Here is a 19648-nt window from a genome sequence, read left to right as displayed (position 1 = left end):
TCGCTTCTTTCCCGCGCATCAGTGTTAAGATGCCTCGTTCTATGAGTACGTTTTTTGACGAGGTGCAACTTGTCGCATTAAAGATGGATTAAAGTCCTATTCTTAGGGGTAATTCACACTCTTAAATTATGGGTACTTAACCTAGATACCCGTCAGAAATCATCACGGATCCTTTTTGTGACCATTATTTGCTCTGATAGGCAAAACCTATTGTATTAAGAGGCAATTCCATCTTTATTTCCCCATGGCATTGAGGCATAGTTGGTTTTAAGAAATTTTGAGTGGCATTCATAAAAGAATAGTTAACATAAATGAGTTAACGAGCCTCATCCCGTATTTAGGAGAAATTAAATGTTTGTAGTTATTTTTGGTCGCCCTGCTTGCCCATTCTGTGTTCGTGCAAAAGAGCATGCTGAAACTCTTAAAGCTAAACGTGATGACTTCAACTACCGTTACGTTGACATTCACGCTGAAGGCATCAGCAAAGCTGACCTAGAGAAGACAGTGGGTAAGCCAGTAGACACTGTTCCACAAATCTTCATCGATCAAGACCACATTGGCGGCTGCACAGAATTTGAAGCATACGCAAAAGAAAACCTAGGTCTTTTCGACTAAGCTAAGATTTCTCTTAAGAGATCTAAGGCTATAGCCTTAAACAGCCGACCAGTTTTAGCGTTAGACTGTACGATTTATATGAAGCCCGCTCACTGTAGCGGGCTTTTTTTATGACCAGTTTTCGTACGGAATAAGAATAAGGTCAAAATCAAGTAAAATAGCAAAATATCGCTTATAATTTATTTATATTTAGATACAATTCACCTCTCAAACTTACCCTGTGTTTCACGCCAATTATTGAGCGACCACTGTGAATATCGACGTTGTTTTTCTGTTAGAACAAAACCCCATTCTCCTCATCTTTGTTGTTTTATCGATTGGATTAGCCATTGGTAAAATTCGTTTCGGTAGTCTCCAACTCGGCAATTCAATCGGTGTTCTGATTACTTCCCTCGTTATGGGACATCTTGGCTTTTCTTTTAACGCAGATGCACTCACCATTGGCTTCATGCTGTTTATCTACTGTGTTGGCATTGAAGCGGGTCCAAACTTCTTCGGTATCTTTTTCAGAGACGGTAAGCACTACCTCATTCTAAGCCTTGTGGTACTTTCTACCGCGATTGCCTTGACCTATTTCAGCAGTCATTACCTTGGCCTAGGTTTCGGCTTATCCGCCGGCATGATGGCGGGTGCGCTTACCGCAACACCTATCTTGGTAGGTGCGCAAGATGCTCTTAATTCTGGGCTTGCTGAAGTGCCAAGAAACATGGACTTGAGCCTGATTATTGAAAACCTTTCAGTCGGTTACGCGATGGCTTACTTAGTTGGCTTAATCAGCATGATCATGTTTGCCCGCCTGATTCCAAAACTACAGAAAGTAAACCTACACGACTCGGCAGAGCAGATAGCTCAAGAACGTGGTTTAGGTGCTTCTGGTCAGCGTAAGGTTTACCTTCCTATCATTCGTGCTTACCGTGTGGGACCAGAGCTTATCTCTTGGACTGACGGTAAGAACCTGCGTGAACTAGGTATCTATCGCCAAACGGGTTGTTACATCGAGCGTATTCGTCGTAATGGCATTCTTGCCCACCCAGATGGTGATGCAATTCTGCAAGAAGGTGACGAAATCGCATTGGTAGGTTTCCCTGACAGCCACGCACGTCTTGACCCGAGCTTCCGTAACGGTAAAGAGGTTTTCGACCGTAACCTTCTCGATCTACGTATCGTGGAAGAAGAGATCGTCGTTAAAAGTGACAGCATCGCAGGTAAGCGCCTATCAGACTTAAACCTGTCTGAATACGGTTGTTTCCTGAACCGCGTAGTACGTGCTCAGATTGAAATGCCGATGGACTTAAACATCGTGCTTTCAAAGGGTGATGTACTGCAGGTGAGTGGCGAAAAGAGCCGTGTCCACGGCCTAGCTGAGAAAATTGGTTTCATCTCGATCCATAGCCAAATGGCGGATTTGATGGCCTTCTGTAGCTTCTTCATTCTGGGTATTTTGTTTGGTTTGATCACCATGACATTCGGTCAGGTGTCGTTTGGACTAGGCAACGCGGTTGGCCTTCTTCTATCAGGCATCATGCTGGGCTTCTTACGAGCAAACCACCCTACTTTCGGTTACGTACCTCAGGGGGCGTTGAACATGGTCAAAGACCTCGGTTTAATGTTCTTTATGGTCGGTATCGGCTTAAGCGCCGGTGGTAAGATATTTGAGCACTTAACCCAAGTTGGGCCGCAGGTCATTGGTATTGCTCTGGTGGTGAGTGTGCTGCCAGTATTCTTTGCTTACTTGGTTGGTGCTTATGTGTTGAAGATGAACCGAGCGCTGCTGTTTGGTGCGATCATTGGTGCTCGAACCTGTGCTCCAGCAATGGACATCGTAAACGACCACGCTCGCTCAACGATTCCAGCTCTGGGTTACGCGGGTACTTATGCGATAGCCAATATATTGATGACCTTAGCAGGTACCTTCATCATCATCATTAGCTAGCGTCTGTTGCTTTAAAAGCAGCCAAACTTAAATATTTCGAATGCACTAATTCACTTTGGGTTAGTGCATTTTTTATAGCCTGTTTTTAAACAGCTCAAGCCTCTGTCCCGCCCTTGCTCTTAACTCTCTTCGTATCTCGAATCTCGTCACTCGTATCCGCTCTTAAATCTTTTCGTATCTCGCCACTCGTATCCCGTATCTGCTCTTAATCTCTTTACTCAAATAGCAGACAAAAAAATAGGCGCTCAATGAGCGCCTATTCGTTTAGATTCGATAGTTTGAATTAGATATCAGCAACATCAAATTCAACAGCTGGGTTAACGTCAGCTTCGTAATCAACACCTTCAACACCGAAACCGAATAGCTTCAAGAACTCTTCTTTGTACTCAACGTAGTCAGTCAGTTCTTTTAGGTTCTCAGTTGTGATTTGAGGCCATAGGTTACGACAGTGATCTTGGATGTCTTCGCGAAGCTCAAGATCATCTAGACGTAGACGGTTCACTTCATCTACTTCTGGAGCGCTGCCGTCTTCTTTGTATAGACGTTGGCTGAACATACGGAAAATCTGTTCCATACAACCTTCGTGAATACCTTCTTCACGCATCTTCTTGAACACCATAGCGATGTAAAGAGGCATAACAGGGATTGCAGAACTTGCTTGAGTCACAACAGACTTAAGAACAGCAACGTTTGCAGTACCACCAGTTTGGCTTAGTTTCTCGTTCAGCGCTGATGCTGCACGGTCTAGATCCATCTTAGCTTTACCTAGCGCGCCATCCCAGTAGATTGGCCACGTTAGTTCAGTACCGATGTAGCTGTAAGCAACAGTTTTACAACCGTCAGCTAGAACACCCGCTTCAGAAAGCGCGTTGATCCAAAGTTCCCAATCTTCGCCGCCCATTACTGTAACAGTGTCTTTGATTTCTTCTTCAGATGCAGGCTCAACACTTGCTTCGATGATAGTGTCTTTGTTGGTATCAACCGCTGTTGATGTGTACGTTTCGCCGATAGGTTTTAGAGCTGAACGAATCACTTCGCCAGTCTCTGGCATTTTACGCACTGGAGACGCCAGTGAGTACACAACCATATCGATTTGACCTAGATCTTCTTTGATCAGATCAATTGTTTTCTGTTTCGCTTCATTAGAGAAAGCATCGCCGTTAAGGCTTTTTGAATACAGGCCTTCTTCTTTAGCTAGCTTGTCGAACGCTGCTGAGTTGTAGAAACCAGCTGTGCCCGGCTTTTTCTCAGTACCGGCTTTCTCGAAGAAAACACCGATAGTTGAAGCGCCGCCACCAAATGCAGCCGCAATACGTGAAGACAAGCCGTAGCCACTTGAAGAGCCAACAACTAGTACACGTTTAGGTGCGTTTGCGATTGGGCCTTGAGCTTTTGTGTAAGCAATTTGTTCTTTTACATTAGCTTCACAACCGACTGGATGTGTTGTAGTACAGATGAATCCGCGAATTCGAGGTTTGATGATCATATTCAACTTCCTTAAAAAATCAGGTTAAGGATAAAAGTTTCGTACGCAAATGGCATCTAATTTCTGTAAAAATGTGGTGAAAATGCAAGTGGTTGGAGCACTCAGTGAATATTTGCTGACTAAGTCACCATTTGTTAACGCGTCTATTGCGACTTCTACGACAAAAACAAAAAAAGGCACCTTATTAGGTGCCTTTTGTCATTTCTTTATCTAAGCAACGCTATTTAGCTTAGGTTTTAACTCTTTTCGCGTCAAAGTTTCACTATAGTCATGACTGAAGTGGTCAACTTGAATCGCTGCGTAGCGAAGTTTGTCTGCTGCAATGATTTGGTCAACTTCGTCTTGAGTAAGAACGTCTGCCGCCAGTGCTTGAGCAAGTTTATCTTGCAATAGACCTTTACGAGCCACTTTACCCTCTTTCACTGCTTTGAAGATCTTACGCTCAAGAGGCTTAATGCTGTACATCGCATTGAACGCATTCTCCATCAGACCAACGCTATCCTCTTCTTCTTTGCCGATGTAGCAAAGATGAGTCAGACGTTCACGGTGTGCACCCGGAGTCATCAAGCTTTCAGCCAGTTGTACCGTTAGGTTATCACTTGGTTTTTCGAAGTGGTTACCTACCGGGAAAACGAGACCTTTAAGTCCTTTCCCAACCATCTTGTTCGGGAAGTTTCTGTACGCTTCTTGTAGCGATTTAGCCGCGTTATGGAAACAGTGTTGAACCGCGTAGTGTACGTAGTCTAGGTCAGCTTGTTGGCGACCTTCGTCTTCATACTTCTTAAGCGCTGCAGACGCCATGTACAGGTAACTTAGACCATCACCTAGACGTGCAGAGATAAGCTCTTTACGTTTCAGTTCGCCACCTAGAGTAAGCATTGCGAAATCCGCACTTACCGCAAGCGCACGGCTCAAGCGAGTCAGGTCTTGGTAGTAAGGCTTCGTTGGACCGCTCATGTCCGCTTTAATGAACTTAGAGCCTGTTAATGCCGCACCGAACGCGCCAAACGTGTTCTTAGTCGCGTGACCAATATGCTTGAACAACAAGTTATCAAAGTCCTTCGCACCTTGCTTCTCGTCTGGGTTTGCAGCCGCTTCCATTTCGCTTAGCACATATGGGTGACAACGTGTCGCACCTTGACCAAAGATCATAAGGTTACGAGTTAAGATGTTCGCACCTTCTACTGTGATAGCAACGGGAATACCTAGGTAAGGCGCTGCCAAGTAGTTCATTGGGCCATCTTGAATAGCGCGACCCGAGTGGATATCCATTGAATCATTCAGAATCGTACGCGCCATCTCTGTCATGTGGTACTTCGCGATAGCCGTTACGATACCCGGCTTCTCTTTCATATCGAGAGAAGTAGTTGTCAGTGTACGAGTTGCTTCTAATAGATACGTTAAGCCACCAATACGGCCTAGGCTCTCAGCAACACCTTCGAATTTACCAATCGACATACCGAACTGCTTACGAACGTAAGCGTATGCGCCAGTTGTTCTCGCAGTTAAGTGGCCCATTGCTGTACCTAGTGCTGGTAGTGAAATACCACGACCGGCAGAAAGACATTCCACCAGCATACGCCAGCCTTTACCTGCGTAATCCGCGCCACCGATTAGCCATTCCATAGGGATGAATACATCATGACCGCGTGTTGGACCGTTCATAAATGCAAGGCCAAGTGGATCATGACGCTCACCAATCACAACACCTTCGTGGTCTGCTGGGATTAGCGCACAAGTGATACCGATGTCTTCTTTGTCGCCAAGCAGTTTCTCTGGATCGTGCAGTTTGAAAGCCAAACCAAGTACTGTTGCCACTGGTGCTAGCGTAATGTAACGCTTATTCCAGTTAAGCTTGATGCCTAGTGTCTCTTTGCCTTCGTGCATGCCCATACACACAGTGCCGACATCAGGGATACCCCCCGCATCAGAACCCGCTTCAGGGCCTGTTAATGCGAAACAAGGGATATCTGTACCGTCAGCAAGACGAGGTAGCCAGTAGTCTTTTTGATCTTGAGTACCGTAGTGAGACAGTAGCTCACCAGGACCAAGAGAGTTTGGAACCATGACCGAAACCGCAGTACTGATACTGCGAGTCGCAATCTTAGTTACGATAGTCGAGTTTGCGTGAGCTGAAAATTCACGACCACCGTACTCTTTCGCAATAATGAGCGAGAAGAAACGTTCCTTACGTAAGAAGTTCCAAACCTCTTCAGGAAGGTCTCGATCTTCTTTTACGATTTGGTGGTCATCAAGCATAGCAAGCAGCGTTTCAAGTTCATTATCCATGAACGATTGCTCTTCTGCTGTCAGCTGAGGTTTTGGATATTGGTGCAGCTTAGTGAAATCTGGTTTACCAGAAAACAGCTCTCCGTCCCACCAAACACTACCCGCTTCCATCGCTTCTTTCTCAGTGCTAGATAGGGGTGGCAGTACTTTTTTAAAGAGTTTAAAAGCTGGGTCACTTACCCATTTTTGTCTTAGAGAGCTCATAGTTCAGATCCTTTTGTTCACTATTTTGGTTGTGAATGTTTCGCTTTTTATTGTTTTATTCTTCTGCTGACATGCCAGCGGCCAAGTATGGAATAAGAATATCGACCACTGCTTTGGCATCTATTCGCTTACCGCAATCATTCTCTGCAATTTCAACGAGAGCCTGACTGGAAGCCATGGTGAAAACACAAGTCCCAAGGGTGAAGTGCAATCGCCAAAATAACTGTTCTTGAGTGAGGTTCGGATTGGCTTTCATTACTGAGGTGGTAAACAGAGTCAGTACTTCGCTGTAGCGAGTTGTAATGAACCAACGCAAGTGACCTTGCACATCCGTATAACCTCGACCGATGAGTAACATAAATCGGCTCGTACCATTTGGCCTTACATCGTTAAGTGCTCTTAGTGGCTGTCTTAAAGACTCAAACACGTCACTCATAGAATACGTTTCGTTCAAGTTTAAGTTCACTAAAGCGTCTTGCAGTGCAGGCATAAATGCTTCTAAGTATCGATTTAATACGGCACGAACCAGAGTCTTCTTATCGCCAAAGTGGTAGTTCACTGAAGCAAGATTGACATTGGCTTTACCGGTAATAGTGCGTAAAGAGGTGTCATTAAAACCGTGCTCAGCAAATAAGCCTTCAGCCACATCTAAGATTTTGTCTTTGGTTGTACTTCTTGGTGCCATTTCAATCACTCGTATTAAACAACTGTTTGAAATATACGCTTAGTACATTTATTTAACAAGCAAGCAACATCACATTTTCACAAATTGGTCGTACCAGTTAATAAAAGTCTGCACTAACCGATTGAATCGACGTGTGTTTACAAAAACAGGAAAAATTAATGAATTTTCTGGGAACTGAAATTGAAAAGGAGGGTCATAAATTATGTAGAAAACAGAGTATTTAGAAGTTTAACAGGCCGTCAAACTTGTTTTTCTCCCTGCTTTCTTAATTACTGCATTTTCCTTATTAACTCCTATACTTGTATCCGCCCAAACCACGTTGGTTTGGGCTTTTTTTTGCCTATAACCTGCCCCCTCAGACGCAACAAAATCATGACTAAACTTAAGACACAGAAAAGCCCTCAACATTGAGGGCTGTTAGTTAAGTTAAAACACTCACTAAGCAAGCAAGTTAGGCTGCATCATTTTTAATCAGCTCTCCCAGCACAGCTAGATCATTCCCTAAATCAACCGAACCACCTAACTCAGTCGCAATCCCTTCAACCACGATAGTTTGGACATCGTCTCCTCCATTGATTGGGATGGACAGCGCAATATCTTCGCCGTCGACAGAGACCTCTATCGCATCAAGTAGCTCAGCCATTTGAATTTCGTCTTGAGGATCTTCAAGCAGGTCATTGAGATCGATCAGGTCACCAGAACCACCAGTGTAAAGTTCAAAATCCTTAATGATGTCTGTTCCGTTATCGAGCGCAGAGTCTAGCCAAGTGAAAATGTTGTCATTACCATAACCAATCAGTAAGTCATTGCCCGAACCCGCAAATAAAGGCTCGTTGCTTGCCGCGCTGATCACGTTATATTGTTGCGGTTCAGCAATATCAACCGTCACCGTTTCTACAGTACTTTCAGCCCCATTTGAGTCGACTGCGACATAATCAAACTGTGGGTCATCTGTGACAGTTTCATTACCTTTTACGTAACGCAGCTCCCAGCTCCCTCCCGTTGATGACAGCTCCATCCCAACAATCGGGTTGTCTGGTGAAGAATAACTAAAATCATACAGAATTTGGCTATTCCCCGTATCTCCTGGATCTTTTTGATATTGCTCCGTCTGAGTCGTGCCATCAGCAAAGGTATAGAGCACTTCAACATAAACATTACTATTAGTGTTAAACGAACCGCCCAAGCCATCTAAACCAAAATCGATAACATCTAATGGATTATCAGTAAAATCCAGTATCAACGTCTCCTGCTTGTTCATACCTCTACCATCAGTGTCGCCAATACCAAAACCAACATGAGGCTGTTCACCTTGATACTGCTTAAGTGGCTTATCGTTGTTGTCCTCAATACTTAGGGTAATTGTATTACCGTTGTCCAGGGTAATTAGTCTTTCGGTTGGTGAAACTTCTACACCCCAATTATAGAAACCATCAACAAGATCTGGCATATCCTCAGGATCACCACTGAAGCCCATTTCAAACGGTTCTCCAGGCCCCGCAACGAAGCTGATATTGTTTGGAACAAACAACACACCGTTATCGACATCAGACTGCATGATTTCTCTCGTGACGCCATTTTCATCGGTATACAAAAGGCTGCCGTTGGTTGGCAAACTTTCTATCCGAATATTAAGTGGAATGTCGTCATGGTCATCTTCTACATCTGAGATGTAATCTGGCATACCACCATCTTCAGAATCGAAGAGGATAGGTATGACCACATCCTCATCATTGACGACCGTAAAGCTAGTCGCTTCCGGTGCATCGTTGACACCATTGATTGTTATCTCGATAACATGCTCAACACCATCGATAGCAGTTACCACATATCGCTCAATAACCTCGTCATCATCATTCAAGTATTGAACCGCATCGTTATCAACAACATAACTCCATGCCCCCTCCGGAGTAATCGTTAACATACCCAGAGCAAGTGCATAAGTAGACCCAATCGGAGTAAACACACCATTGGGTTTAAAGGCTGGCATGTCGCTGGTATCTACATCAGTAATCGTTAAAGTACCAGACACCGAGAGCTCGTTGGTATCAGAATTGACATCAACATCTTCCGTCACCTCACCCATGTCTGAGTCACCTTCACCAACGGTAATCTCAGACGGATCATCGGCACCGTTAATAGTGATGGTCACTTCACTGGTGGTTCCGTCTATAGCAGTAACCGTGTAAACCTCGGTTACGAACTCATCGTCATCGAGATATTGCACATCATCGTTGTCTACGACATACGTCCATGCTCCATCATCGGTTATGGTCAACATACCTAACGCGGTCTCATTGGTTGAGCCTTCTGGATTAAACGTACCATTGGGTTGAAAAGCAGCGACATCGTTAACATCTACATCGGTTATTGTCAGTGTTCCCGTCGCCATCAAGTCATTACTCTCAGGATCAACATCGACATCCTCCGTCACCTCACCCATATCAGAGTCACCTTCTCCAACGGTGATCTCAGATGGATCATCTGCACCGTTAATGGTGATGGTCACTTCGCTCGTGGTTCCGTCAATGGCAGTAACAGTGTATACCTCGGTAACGAACTCATCGTCATCAAGATATTGCACATCGTCGTTGTCTACGACGTATGTCCACGCTCCATCGTCGGTTATGGTCAACATACCTAACGCGGTATCATTAGTTGATCCTTCTGGATTAAACGTTCCGTTGGGTTCAAAAGCAGCGACATCGTTAGCATCCACATCAGTAATCGTCAGTGTTCCCGTCGCCATCAAGTCATTACTCTCCGGATCAACATCGACATCTTCCGTCACCTCACCCATGTCAGAATCACCTTCACCAACGGTGATCTCAGACGGGTCATCGGCACCGTTGATAGTGATGGTCACTTCACTGGTGGTTCCATCAATCGCGGTGACTGTATACACCTCGGTGACAAACTCATCGTCATCAAGATATTGCACATCATCGTTGTTGACTACGTATGTCCATTCACCATCATCGGTAATGGTCAACATACCCAGCGCTGTCTCATTGGTTGAGCCTTCTGGATTAAACGTTCCGGTGGGCTCAAAAGCAGCGACGTCGTTGTCGTCTACATCGGTGATGGTTAACGTTCCAGAGGTTGTTAAGTTGTTGCTCTCTTGGTTAACATCTACATCCTCAGTCACTTCACCTGTGTCTGAATCACCTTCACCAACGGTTATATCAGATGGATCATCTGCACCGTTGATAGTAATGGTCACTTCGCTCGTGGTACCGTCACTTGCTGTCACGGTATAAACCTCGGTTACGAATTCATCGTCATCCAAGTACTGAACATCATCATTGTTAACTACGTAAGTCCAAGCACCATCGGGATCGATGCTCAATACGCCTAGCTGCGATTCGTTTGTTGAACCGACGAGGTTAAACTCACCGTCAGCTGAAAAGGTAGGGGTGTCGCTGTCTACATCTGTAATTACAATCTGGCCAGACGTCACTAATTGGTTAGTGATTTCATCTACATCAATGTCCTCAGTCACACTGCCTGAATCATCAGTAGCTACAGCCGCATCATCAGTACCAATAATCGTTATTGTAATGACTTGTTCCCCTCCATCAGAGGTTTGCACTGTCGTTGTATCTTGAATCTGCTCGCCGTCAGCAAGTTCATCATAAGGGCTGCTAGCGACAAATGTCCAAGTACCATCCTCATTGACGACAAAGGTACCTAGCTCATTGTCTCCAACGACCTCTTTACCAATAAAGGTAATGTCGGGATCTTCACTGGTTAGCGTGCCCCCAGTCTCAATGGGTTCATCCTGTTCAAACTCAATGACGTTAGTTTCACCAGAAATAAGCGCAAAAGCGATGATATCAAAAAGCGCAATACTTTGAGTTTCTGACAATCCTTGCGACTCAAATCCGTCTGTTTCAAAATTTGTGGCAGCTTGAGTTTCAGCCCCAGTACGTTCAATCCTACCGCTGTTGGTTAAACTCGAACCTTGCTCACCCGCTGCAGTATCAAACTCATCTCCCAATTCCGTTGGATCAAATCCATCTTCAATCGCACGCTGAACTTGAGCGATTGCATCATCAGTATCTAGTGCATTTTGTTGACCCTGGTTATCGACAAAACGTGCAGAAACACTTGGCACGCTCTCTTCACCAGTTTCAAAACTGATAATCACATCGCTAGCAGCTGGTTGTTCGCCCGGAGACAAACGTCTAACTTGGCCTTGAGCGTCGAGCACGACACTCCCACTAGCAAGGCCTAGTATATTTAGGTTGATATTTCCCATATCCATATTCCCACTTCTGCCCAGAACATGCCAAACGCGGATTCAATGCCCCTCTGCGCTGTGGCTATTTCCTACAATAAATTTAGTAGCGAGGTTATTGATAATCAACTCATTAAGAAGGTGAAAATTGGGGTGCTTTCAAATTAGTCAATAGCAATAGCGACTTACATTCAAAAAAAAACCAACAAACTTCGCATTTTTTTGCAAATGTCCTAAGCTTCGTTTAATACCCTTCTCTCAATTCAGCGATAAACGTAGGTTGGGAAACGGATGAGACATTGAAAGTAGAAGGAGAGCTACTTTGAAATTGTTTAAATTATCCATCATGTGTTGCTTAGTTGCTGCAACACCAATCGCCGCTCAAACTCTGGAACAGTCTGTGGCTATTACCTTGGCAACAAATCCAGAGATCAAAAGCATCTTCAACGAATATGTGAGCGTGAAAAAACGTAATGATGCGTCTGGAGGAGCGTACAAGCCTAGTATCGACCTTGATGCTGGTATCGGTTACGAAGGCATAAACCCTGCACCAAACAACGGCCCCGATACCGATCTAACAAGAAAGGAAGCGACGATTTCCCTCACCCAATTGCTATGGGATGGTTCTGCAACACTGTACGACATTGATCGTACTGCCGCAGAAGCAGAATCGGTTCGCTTACAACTGTTAGCGGATGCTGAAGATAAAGCGCTAGAGGTGACACAAATCTATCTCGACGCAGTGAAAGCCACTGAAGTGCTTGCACTGTCTGAAAGCAATCTTTCGATACACAAGAAAATCTATAAAGACATCAAAAAACGAGCCAATTCAGGAATAGGATCAACCGCGGACGTTTCCCAAGTAGAAGCAAGGATCGCGAAGGCGCACGGTAACTTATTGGCCGCACAAAATAATTTGATTGATACCCATACTCAGTTTAGACGTATAGTAGGTCAAGAACCGCTAGGCTTAGTTTACCCAAGAGCCGATATTTCTATGATTCCTCTGTCATTAACAGATGCCCTTGTTGAAGCCTTGGATCAACACCCTGTCATCAAAGTCGCTACTGCAGATGTTGATTCAGCACACTTCCAATACAAACAATCGAAGGGCGTGAACTACCCTACTTTCTCCATTGAGGCTTCTCAGTCATGGCGTGATGATGCAGGTGGCGATGAAGGTTCAAGCCAAGAAACCTTAGCGATGCTACGAATGCGATACAACTTGTATAACGGTGGTACTGACAGTGCCAACTCAGAAGCCGCGGCTTACCAATTAAACAAAGCAAAAGATCTGAGAGACCGAGCTTATCGCCAAGTAGAAGAAGGTCTTCGCCTCTCTTGGAGTGCGTTGGATCTTACATTACAGCAAAAGAACTTCTTATCTGATCACGTAGATTCTGCGTCAGAAACCGTTATCGCTTATGAAAAACAATACCGAATAGGCAAACGTACTCTGCTTGACTTACTGAACACAGAAAACGAACTATTTGAAGCCCGTAAAGATTACCTAGATGCGCATTATTCTGAACAATACGCTAAGTACCGTGTGATGAACGCAACGGGTTCTTTATTGAATGCTCTGCTGGTCGATATTCCAGAAGAGTGGACTACGCCAGTGGAGTATTAATGATGAAAATAACTTACTTATTACTTCCCGTATTAACAATGACTCTATTTGCTTGCTCTAATCAGCAGGAAGAGGCCTACATCGAGACACCTGAAGCAAAACAGATTGCAGACCTACAAGATGATGACAAGGACGGAGTGGTTAACGCACGTGATACTTGCCCAGGTACGCCTGAAGCATCACAAGTCGATAATGAAGGCTGCGGTGAAACCATGCGTTCAGAAGAAGTCCGACAGCTGAAAATACTTTTCGCAAATGATTCTTATGAAGTGAATCCTATCTTCTCTGATCAAATCACTACTATGGCTGAGTTCCTAGAAACCTACCAAAGCGCATCCATTGAGATTCAAGGTTACGCCAGTAAAGTTGGTTCTAATGAATACAATTTAGAGCTATCAAAGAAACGTGCCCATCAAGTTGAAGATGAATTACTATCGAATGGTGTCGACCCTAGCCGAGTAAGAATTGTGGGTTACGGTGAAGAGCGGCTCGAGAGTGACGGTGACGACGCGACCTCTCACGCACTGAATCGTAAAGTTACGGCAACTGTCGTCGGTCTAAGCGAACAAATCATCGAGGAGTGGACCATATTCACCACCCTAGAGAAATAGCAAAAATGGAACGAGACTAATTATCAGAAACTAAGATCAATAAAGCCGTGATAGGGTTGCCCATCACGGCTTTTTTGTTCTTTGTCGTCACATGAATCGAGGGGATGACTCTGTGACGTTTCTTGCTACTCGGGAACTAGCTTGTTACTCAGTGAGTAGGCTCCCTATTTAATTTAGCGAGCCTACTACCGATTATAGTTTTACTTCTTGGTGCTTAGTTTTCGGTAAAGAAATACTTAGCAGGAAGTAACCCAGGATTGCTGCTGTCGTTGATCCCATTAGGATACCTAGTCGAGCAAGCGTATCAAAATCTGCGTTCGTTGGACCAAATGCCAATGAAGAGATGAAGATAGACATTGTAAAGCCAATACCACACAGCACAGACACTGCAAAGATGTTCATGAAGTTAACACCTTCAGGAAGTTTAGCTACACCTGTTTTCACAGCACCCCAGCTGAATAGGAAGATACCCAGTGGCTTACCAACCAATAGACCCATAGCAATACCAAGCGGTAGCATGCCAGTTAGGTTTGAAATTGAGATACCTTCTAGCGAGATACCAGCGTTTGCAAATGCAAAGATAGGCAAGATTGCAAAAGCGACGTATGGGTGCAGAGCATGCTCTAGGTGTTTCAGCGGTGAATGCTCACCTTTGTTGCCTTTCAGTGGGATAGCAAAACCAATTACTACACCTGCTAGCGTTGCGTGAACACCAGACTTCAATACTGCGAACCACAGAATGGCACCAACAATGAGGTAAACACTTAGCTTGGTGACATGCTTGTTGTTTAGCATGAACAAGACACCAGTCGCGATAAAGCCAACCGTTAGTGCAAGCGTAGATAGGTCACCTGAGTAGAACAGAGCAATGATAACAACAACACCTAGGTCATCGATAATTGCTAGAGCCAGTAAGAACACTTTCAAGCTTACTGGTACACGGTTACCAAGAAGTGCCATGATACCCAATGCGAATGCGATATCTGTTGCTGCCGGGATAGCCCAACCTTGAAGCGCTTCAGGGTTACTTGAGTTAAATAGCACGTAAATTAGTGCAGGAGCTAGCATACCACCCACAGCTGCGATAGCTGGGAAGATTGCAGTCTCTTTAGACTTTAATGCGCCTTCTAAAAGCTCACGCTTAACTTCTAAGCCGATTAGAAGGAAGAAGACAGCCATTAAGCCATCGTTAATCCAGTGAGACACAGACATACCAAGAACGTAACTATGAAGTACACCTTGGTACATTTCGTTCAGTGGTGAGTTTGCTACAAACATTGCGATCGCCGCAGCGATTACTAGGATGATGCCGCCAGCAGATTCCATTTTAAAGAAGTCACGGATGACGTCGGTCATGATTTCGCCCTTATATTTATTATTTAAATAAACGAATAACAAAGAATAACCACGAGTTTATATCCAAGCTTTATCGATAGATAATCACTTCTTTGGATGTTTAACTTCGGTTTTTCCTACAAATACTAAACAATACGTCGTATATTCCATAAAGTTGTTATGCACCATGAATTAAGTATAGATGAGATCATCGAACCTGTATGCAGAATTCATTACATGCAGAGTAAAGTGAATGGCACAAAAAAAGGCTATCAAATGATAGCCTTAGGTGAAGTTTAGTAACCGGTGAGCTGCATAAAGCCGGTCGCTTCATGGCTCCCGCTCGCCTTAATCGGCCCTTCCCAATATGGTATGACAAATGGAAGCCACATATCCCTACGTATAATGCGCGTAGTCAGGTTGATATCATGCTTGGGCACGTTAATGATCCACTGAAGTGGCATTCGTCGACCATTCATCAAGGTTGTGTTTTGCAAAGGCTGAATCGAAATATCGGCTTCCGTCAGCTGGTATACCTTACCGGAACGAGTCGCTAAAGTGCCGAACACATAAGGCAACTGTTGATTATGACGATAGCGATTAATGCTCAGCGCTGTGCCATCATCGAGATTGAATACAAACCAATCCCAACCTTGTTGACCGACTCCGAGCAAGCCACTGCCCCACTCTTTATGTACCCACGCTGTGCCTTCAACTTCCTTGGCGACACCGTCGAGATTCAACGCGCCACTCAATGATAAGAACGGTGCACTAAAGTTATAAGATGCAACAGGTAGTAAATCGTGCTTTTTCTGATAGCCGTTCTCCCCATTAAGTACATATGGCCCTTTCGCCACTGTATCTAATTGAAGACCGAACGTATCCGTTTGCACTTGTAGACGACCAGGAAACGGCGTGTTACCCAGCGAACGCCAATTCCAATTATCAATCCAAATTCTAAACGGACGACTGGTCATTCCCGCTTGGCCAATGCCACCACGAGCCATACGCTGCTCTTTCCATACTTTAGATTTAGAAGAGACCACCACGTTTGAGATATAGACTTGTGGACTCTGCCATCCGGGCGTTTCACGTTCGTCTGTCGCGATACGGAAAAAGCTCCACTGAACCGAATAGTCTTTGCCATCATCCCCTTTCAAAGACGCAAAGTAGTGCCACCATTCGTGCTGAAATTCCGGGTGAAACTTGAAATCTTGTGGTAACGAAACGTTACGGTCTGGTAACACGGGTTCAAACACGTTGAAGTGTTCGCTTACTAAAACAGAATTCACCTCATTGACCCCTTTTTCGCCAGGGTCGATGAAATAGGAGTAGTAACCCCAAACACTCAAAAAGATGCCGAAGAAACTGATTAACAATAGAGAAGACAAAATTCGTTGTCTTAACTTGGTTGAGCTATTCCGTAGAAACATATTAAAGGGCATCCCTCAGTGACTTCATCGGCGTGTTCCGAATCATTCTCATCACTGGTAAAGCACCAGCTAGCATCAATGCTGCCATTGCCCAAGCAAATGTCTCTAAATAGTCCCAAGGGATCACTTGTAACTCGAGTGACCACCCAAAAGACTGCTTGATAACGATATCAACGATCAAGCTCGCTAACGCTAAGCCAAGCGGAATCGCTATTAAAGAGGAAATAAGTCCAAACACAAACAGTTGTAAACTGCCTGTCAGAATCAGCTCTTTCGCAGAAACACCCAAACAGCGCTGCAGCGAGATATGCCTTTGCCGTGATACTTCCCCTGCAACAGTCGCAAAGAAGATACCGAACACCGCAATAACCAAAGTAATGTTGCCGAGCGTGTCTGCTATCGCGAAGGTTCTATCAAACACCCGCATCGCTTGGCTGTGAATATTGTTGTTGTCAAAGATACGTTCAGATCCGAGCCTGAATACGCTTTCCAATCGGCTTCTAAGACCGATTGAATTGACATCATCTTTGAGTATCACACCAAGACCAACATTGCCCCGTCCCGCGAAACCGTATAGCCAGTTTCGATGTGACATCATCACTTGGTGGTAAGGGTTACCATAATCGTAATAAACGCCCACCACTTGCCAACCAGAGCCTAGGTTGTCATAGAGATCAATATAGTCTCCCGGGCGAATACCCAACTTCAAAGACATCGACTCGCTGATCAACACACCTTTAGAATGGTGTAAGTGATACCAATAATTAGGAATACCGAGTTTGATGGTTAGCGCTTCTAGTTCACCTTCAGAAGGCCCCGTACTCACCACTTGAATACTACCCACTGGAGAAGCAACATCTTTCTCCCAGCGCCACCAAACAGAATCAACTTCAGGCTGTTCTGATAGCCAACTACTCATGCGAGCCGCCGCATTGTTAGTTGGATAGATATAGAGGTCAGCCGCCAAACGTTGTGTTAGCCACTTGTCGGTGGTATCCCTAAAGCTGCCTACCATGGTTTCTACGCCAATGTTCGCTGTTAGCGCTAGCATAAATGCCATAGTCGCCACACCACGATAACTCATGCTTGATGCTGCATCCGCGAAGAACCAGCGAGCACGAACCCAACGTAATGAATAAGACAGGCTGTTAAACAGTTTCCACATTAAGAATGGCGTAAACAGAGCCACACTCACTAGCATCAGTGCAATAATCGCAAAGCCAGACTCTTGTGTCTGTGGGGCTTGATACACAGCAACAGCAGCAACCAAGAAACCACAGCCAATCAACGCTTGCCAAGTGAACTCGGTACCCGCAAAACGCATCAAAGACAAGCGAGAAGACAAACGAATCGGTTGAGACTTAAGTAAACGAACCAGCGGCCACGCACACGCTAAGAAAGCACCAATCAATGCCATCAATAAGCTGTAACCGCTCCAACGCCAATTCCAGTCAATCGTCAAGCCGACATTAGCGTCGTATAAATCGCCCAAGCTTGAAGATACGGCAGGTAACAGTTGGTTTGCTAACATCACGCCAAACACATTACCGCAGATCCAGCTCAATAAAACCAATAGCAATAATTCTAAACAGAGCGCTTTAGTCAGCTGCCAACCAGACACACCCGTCTGTCTTAAAATTCCGACTAATGGTTGACGTTGAATAAAAGAAAGCGACATTGCTTGATAGAAAATGAACAAGCCAACCACAAACGACAGCATACCCATCGCTTTTAGGTTTAAGTGAAACGCACTGGTCAGCGATTCAAGTTCGGCTTTAGAACTGCGCGAAATCGTTAAACCATTCGGCAGCATGTTTTTGAGACGTTCAAACTTCTCGGTAGACATCTCTGAGCAAGCAATTACAGATAAACCAGCACTTCGCTTGAGCATTCTCAGCAGCGAAATATCCGCAATCAGCCTTGTACCATTGATAATGTTGTTTTCGTCAACCATTACCGGGCCAAGTTCAGAGCCATCCAGAAGAGGAATGTAATCACCATTATTCCATTGCATGTGTTCAGCGAGATCATCGCTCACAAGAATCGGATATGGCGGCTTCATGAGGTTTAACGTATTGAGATCTTTTAACGCAACACCCGGCTGCAGTTGAAGCATAGACACTGGGTCTATACCAATCAGCATGAAGTTTGAACCGTTTTCATCAGTGATACGATGGTGATCAAAAGGAGAACACTGCTGAAATCCTTCACGGCGAAGATGGATATAAAAGCCTTGTGGGATTTTATTGGCGTTGTGTTTTGGTCGAATACGGTAAGGAAGAGGATTCGAAAAGAGTTTTTCGCCATGTGCATAGCTTTGCTTGGCGTGTTGGTTAATAGCAGTAACACCAACCAAAAGTGATACGCCGAGGGTTAAACCAAGCCATACCAAGATAATCTGAAGTGGGTAACGTCGATAATGACCGAGTAGTGCCTTAACTACGGGCCATAACATGCAGTTGCCCTCCTTGTAGACGGATCCGGCCATCCATGTGCAACGCTACTTTTTCACTGTGTGTCACCAACAACAAAGTGCATTCTAATTGGCGAGCCAAAGACGTAAGCAAACGCATTACCGCTTCGGCATTACGCTCATCTAGACTACCTGTCGGTTCATCGGCCAATAAGATTTTTGGCTCCATATACAACGCACGAGCAATCGCTGCACGTTGTTGCTGTCCACCAGACGCCTCTTCAGGGTAACGACCAAGCAAAGGCATCAGATCTAAAGCAGAAAGAATCTGTCTCCAGAGCCCCTTGTCTTCCGGTAAGCCTTTTAATTGGCGACAAAAACGAATGTTATCAGCGATGTTCAATGTCGGCAGTAAGTTGAACTGCTGAAAGATATGGCCAATGTTGTTTCTACGATAAGCGGTGCGATCACGCTCGGTAGAGTCGTGCATATTGAAGTGAGGGAAAGCGATTTCACCTGAATCGGCTAGGTCTAAACCCGCGATAAGATTCAGTAAAGTACTTTTACCTGAACCGCTTTCGCCCATTAATGCCAGCTGGTCACCTTGGTTTAATGTCAGTTCAGCACCTTGCAAAACAGGGTGGAACTCCCCCCCATCGACATAGCCTTTACATAGGTCTGACAGCTTTAACATTAAACAGCTCGCATTAGTTAGAATTTGGAAGGAGAATCTACACTAATTCCCTGTTAGGAGGAAGTATTTTGAAAGATAGA

12 protein-coding genes are annotated in these 19648 nt (G+C 44.8%); 4 read left to right on the top strand and 8 right to left on the bottom strand.

What is annotated here, in order from left to right; genetic code table 11:
* Positions 1 to 351: 351 nt before the first annotated feature.
* Both L0992_06470 and L0992_06465 read left to right on the top strand, forming a co-directional pair.
* On the top strand, positions 352 to 615 hold the full coding sequence (locus L0992_06470; GenBank protein ID XGB68325.1) for a GrxA family glutaredoxin: 264 nt from the start codon (positions 352 to 354) through the stop codon (positions 613 to 615).
* Positions 616 to 865: 250 nt separating this feature from the next.
* Complete coding sequence (locus tag L0992_06465; GenBank protein ID XGB68324.1) at positions 866 to 2548, top strand: aspartate:alanine antiporter; 1683 nt, start codon at positions 866 to 868, stop codon at positions 2546 to 2548.
* A gap of 283 nt (positions 2549 to 2831) precedes the next feature.
* Here L0992_06465 and L0992_06460 read toward each other — a convergent pair whose 3' ends face one another.
* From L0992_06460 to L0992_06445, 4 genes are all read right to left on the bottom strand, one after another.
* The gene (locus L0992_06460; GenBank protein XGB68323.1) at positions 2832 to 4034 is read right to left on the bottom strand and encodes a trans-2-enoyl-CoA reductase family protein; all 1203 of its coding nucleotides are present in this window, start codon (positions 4032 to 4034) and stop codon (positions 2832 to 2834) included.
* 210 nt (positions 4035 to 4244) lie between these two features.
* Positions 4245 to 6527: an acyl-CoA dehydrogenase gene (locus L0992_06455; protein ID XGB68322.1), complete on the bottom strand. Its 2283-nt coding sequence runs from the start codon at positions 6525 to 6527 to the stop codon at positions 4245 to 4247.
* Between the two features lie 55 nt (positions 6528 to 6582).
* Positions 6583 to 7212 (bottom strand): TetR family transcriptional regulator, encoded by a 630-nt coding sequence (locus L0992_06450; GenBank protein ID XGB68321.1) that lies wholly within the window; start codon positions 7210 to 7212, stop codon positions 6583 to 6585.
* A 451-nt stretch (positions 7213 to 7663) separates the two neighbouring features.
* Positions 7664 to 11479 (bottom strand): VCBS domain-containing protein, encoded by a 3816-nt coding sequence (locus L0992_06445; GenBank protein ID XGB68320.1) that lies wholly within the window; start codon positions 11477 to 11479, stop codon positions 7664 to 7666.
* Positions 11480 to 11774: 295 nt separating this feature from the next.
* On the opposite strand from L0992_06445, the gene L0992_06440 reads away from it, so the two are divergent.
* Positions 11775 to 13082: a TolC family outer membrane protein gene (locus L0992_06440; GenBank protein ID XGB68319.1), complete on the top strand. Its 1308-nt coding sequence runs from the start codon at positions 11775 to 11777 to the stop codon at positions 13080 to 13082.
* Positions 13082 to 13693, top strand: a complete 612-nt coding sequence (locus tag L0992_06435) for an OmpA family protein (GenBank protein XGB68318.1) — start codon at positions 13082 to 13084, stop codon at positions 13691 to 13693. The genes L0992_06440 and L0992_06435 overlap by 1 nt, the downstream gene beginning before the upstream one ends.
* 192 nt (positions 13694 to 13885) lie before the next feature.
* On the opposite strand, the gene nhaA is transcribed toward L0992_06435, so the two are convergent.
* The 4 genes from nhaA to L0992_06415 all read right to left on the bottom strand — a co-directional run bounded on the left by nhaA (position 13886) and on the right by L0992_06415 (position 19568).
* Entirely contained in the window at positions 13886 to 15049 is a 1164-nt protein-coding gene (gene nhaA, locus L0992_06430) for a Na+/H+ antiporter NhaA (protein ID XGB68317.1), read from the bottom strand.
* Between the two features lie 275 nt (positions 15050 to 15324).
* Entirely contained in the window at positions 15325 to 16473 is a 1149-nt protein-coding gene (locus tag L0992_06425) for a carotenoid 1,2-hydratase (GenBank protein ID XGB68316.1), read from the bottom strand.
* Complete coding sequence (locus tag L0992_06420) at positions 16463 to 18916, bottom strand: ABC transporter permease (protein XGB68315.1); 2454 nt, start codon at positions 18914 to 18916, stop codon at positions 16463 to 16465. Before L0992_06420 ends, L0992_06425 begins: the two co-directional genes overlap by 11 nt.
* Positions 18897 to 19568, bottom strand: coding sequence for an ABC transporter ATP-binding protein (locus tag L0992_06415; GenBank protein XGB68314.1), 672 nt, complete (start codon positions 19566 to 19568; stop codon positions 18897 to 18899). The genes L0992_06420 and L0992_06415 overlap by 20 nt, the downstream gene beginning before the upstream one ends.
* Between the last annotated feature and the right edge of the window lie 80 nt (positions 19569 to 19648).

Source organism: Vibrio pomeroyi (assembly GCA_041879425.1).
Lineage (GTDB): Bacteria > Pseudomonadota > Gammaproteobacteria > Enterobacterales > Vibrionaceae > Vibrio > Vibrio pomeroyi_A.
This window is presented reverse-complemented; position numbering and strand designations above follow the sequence as displayed.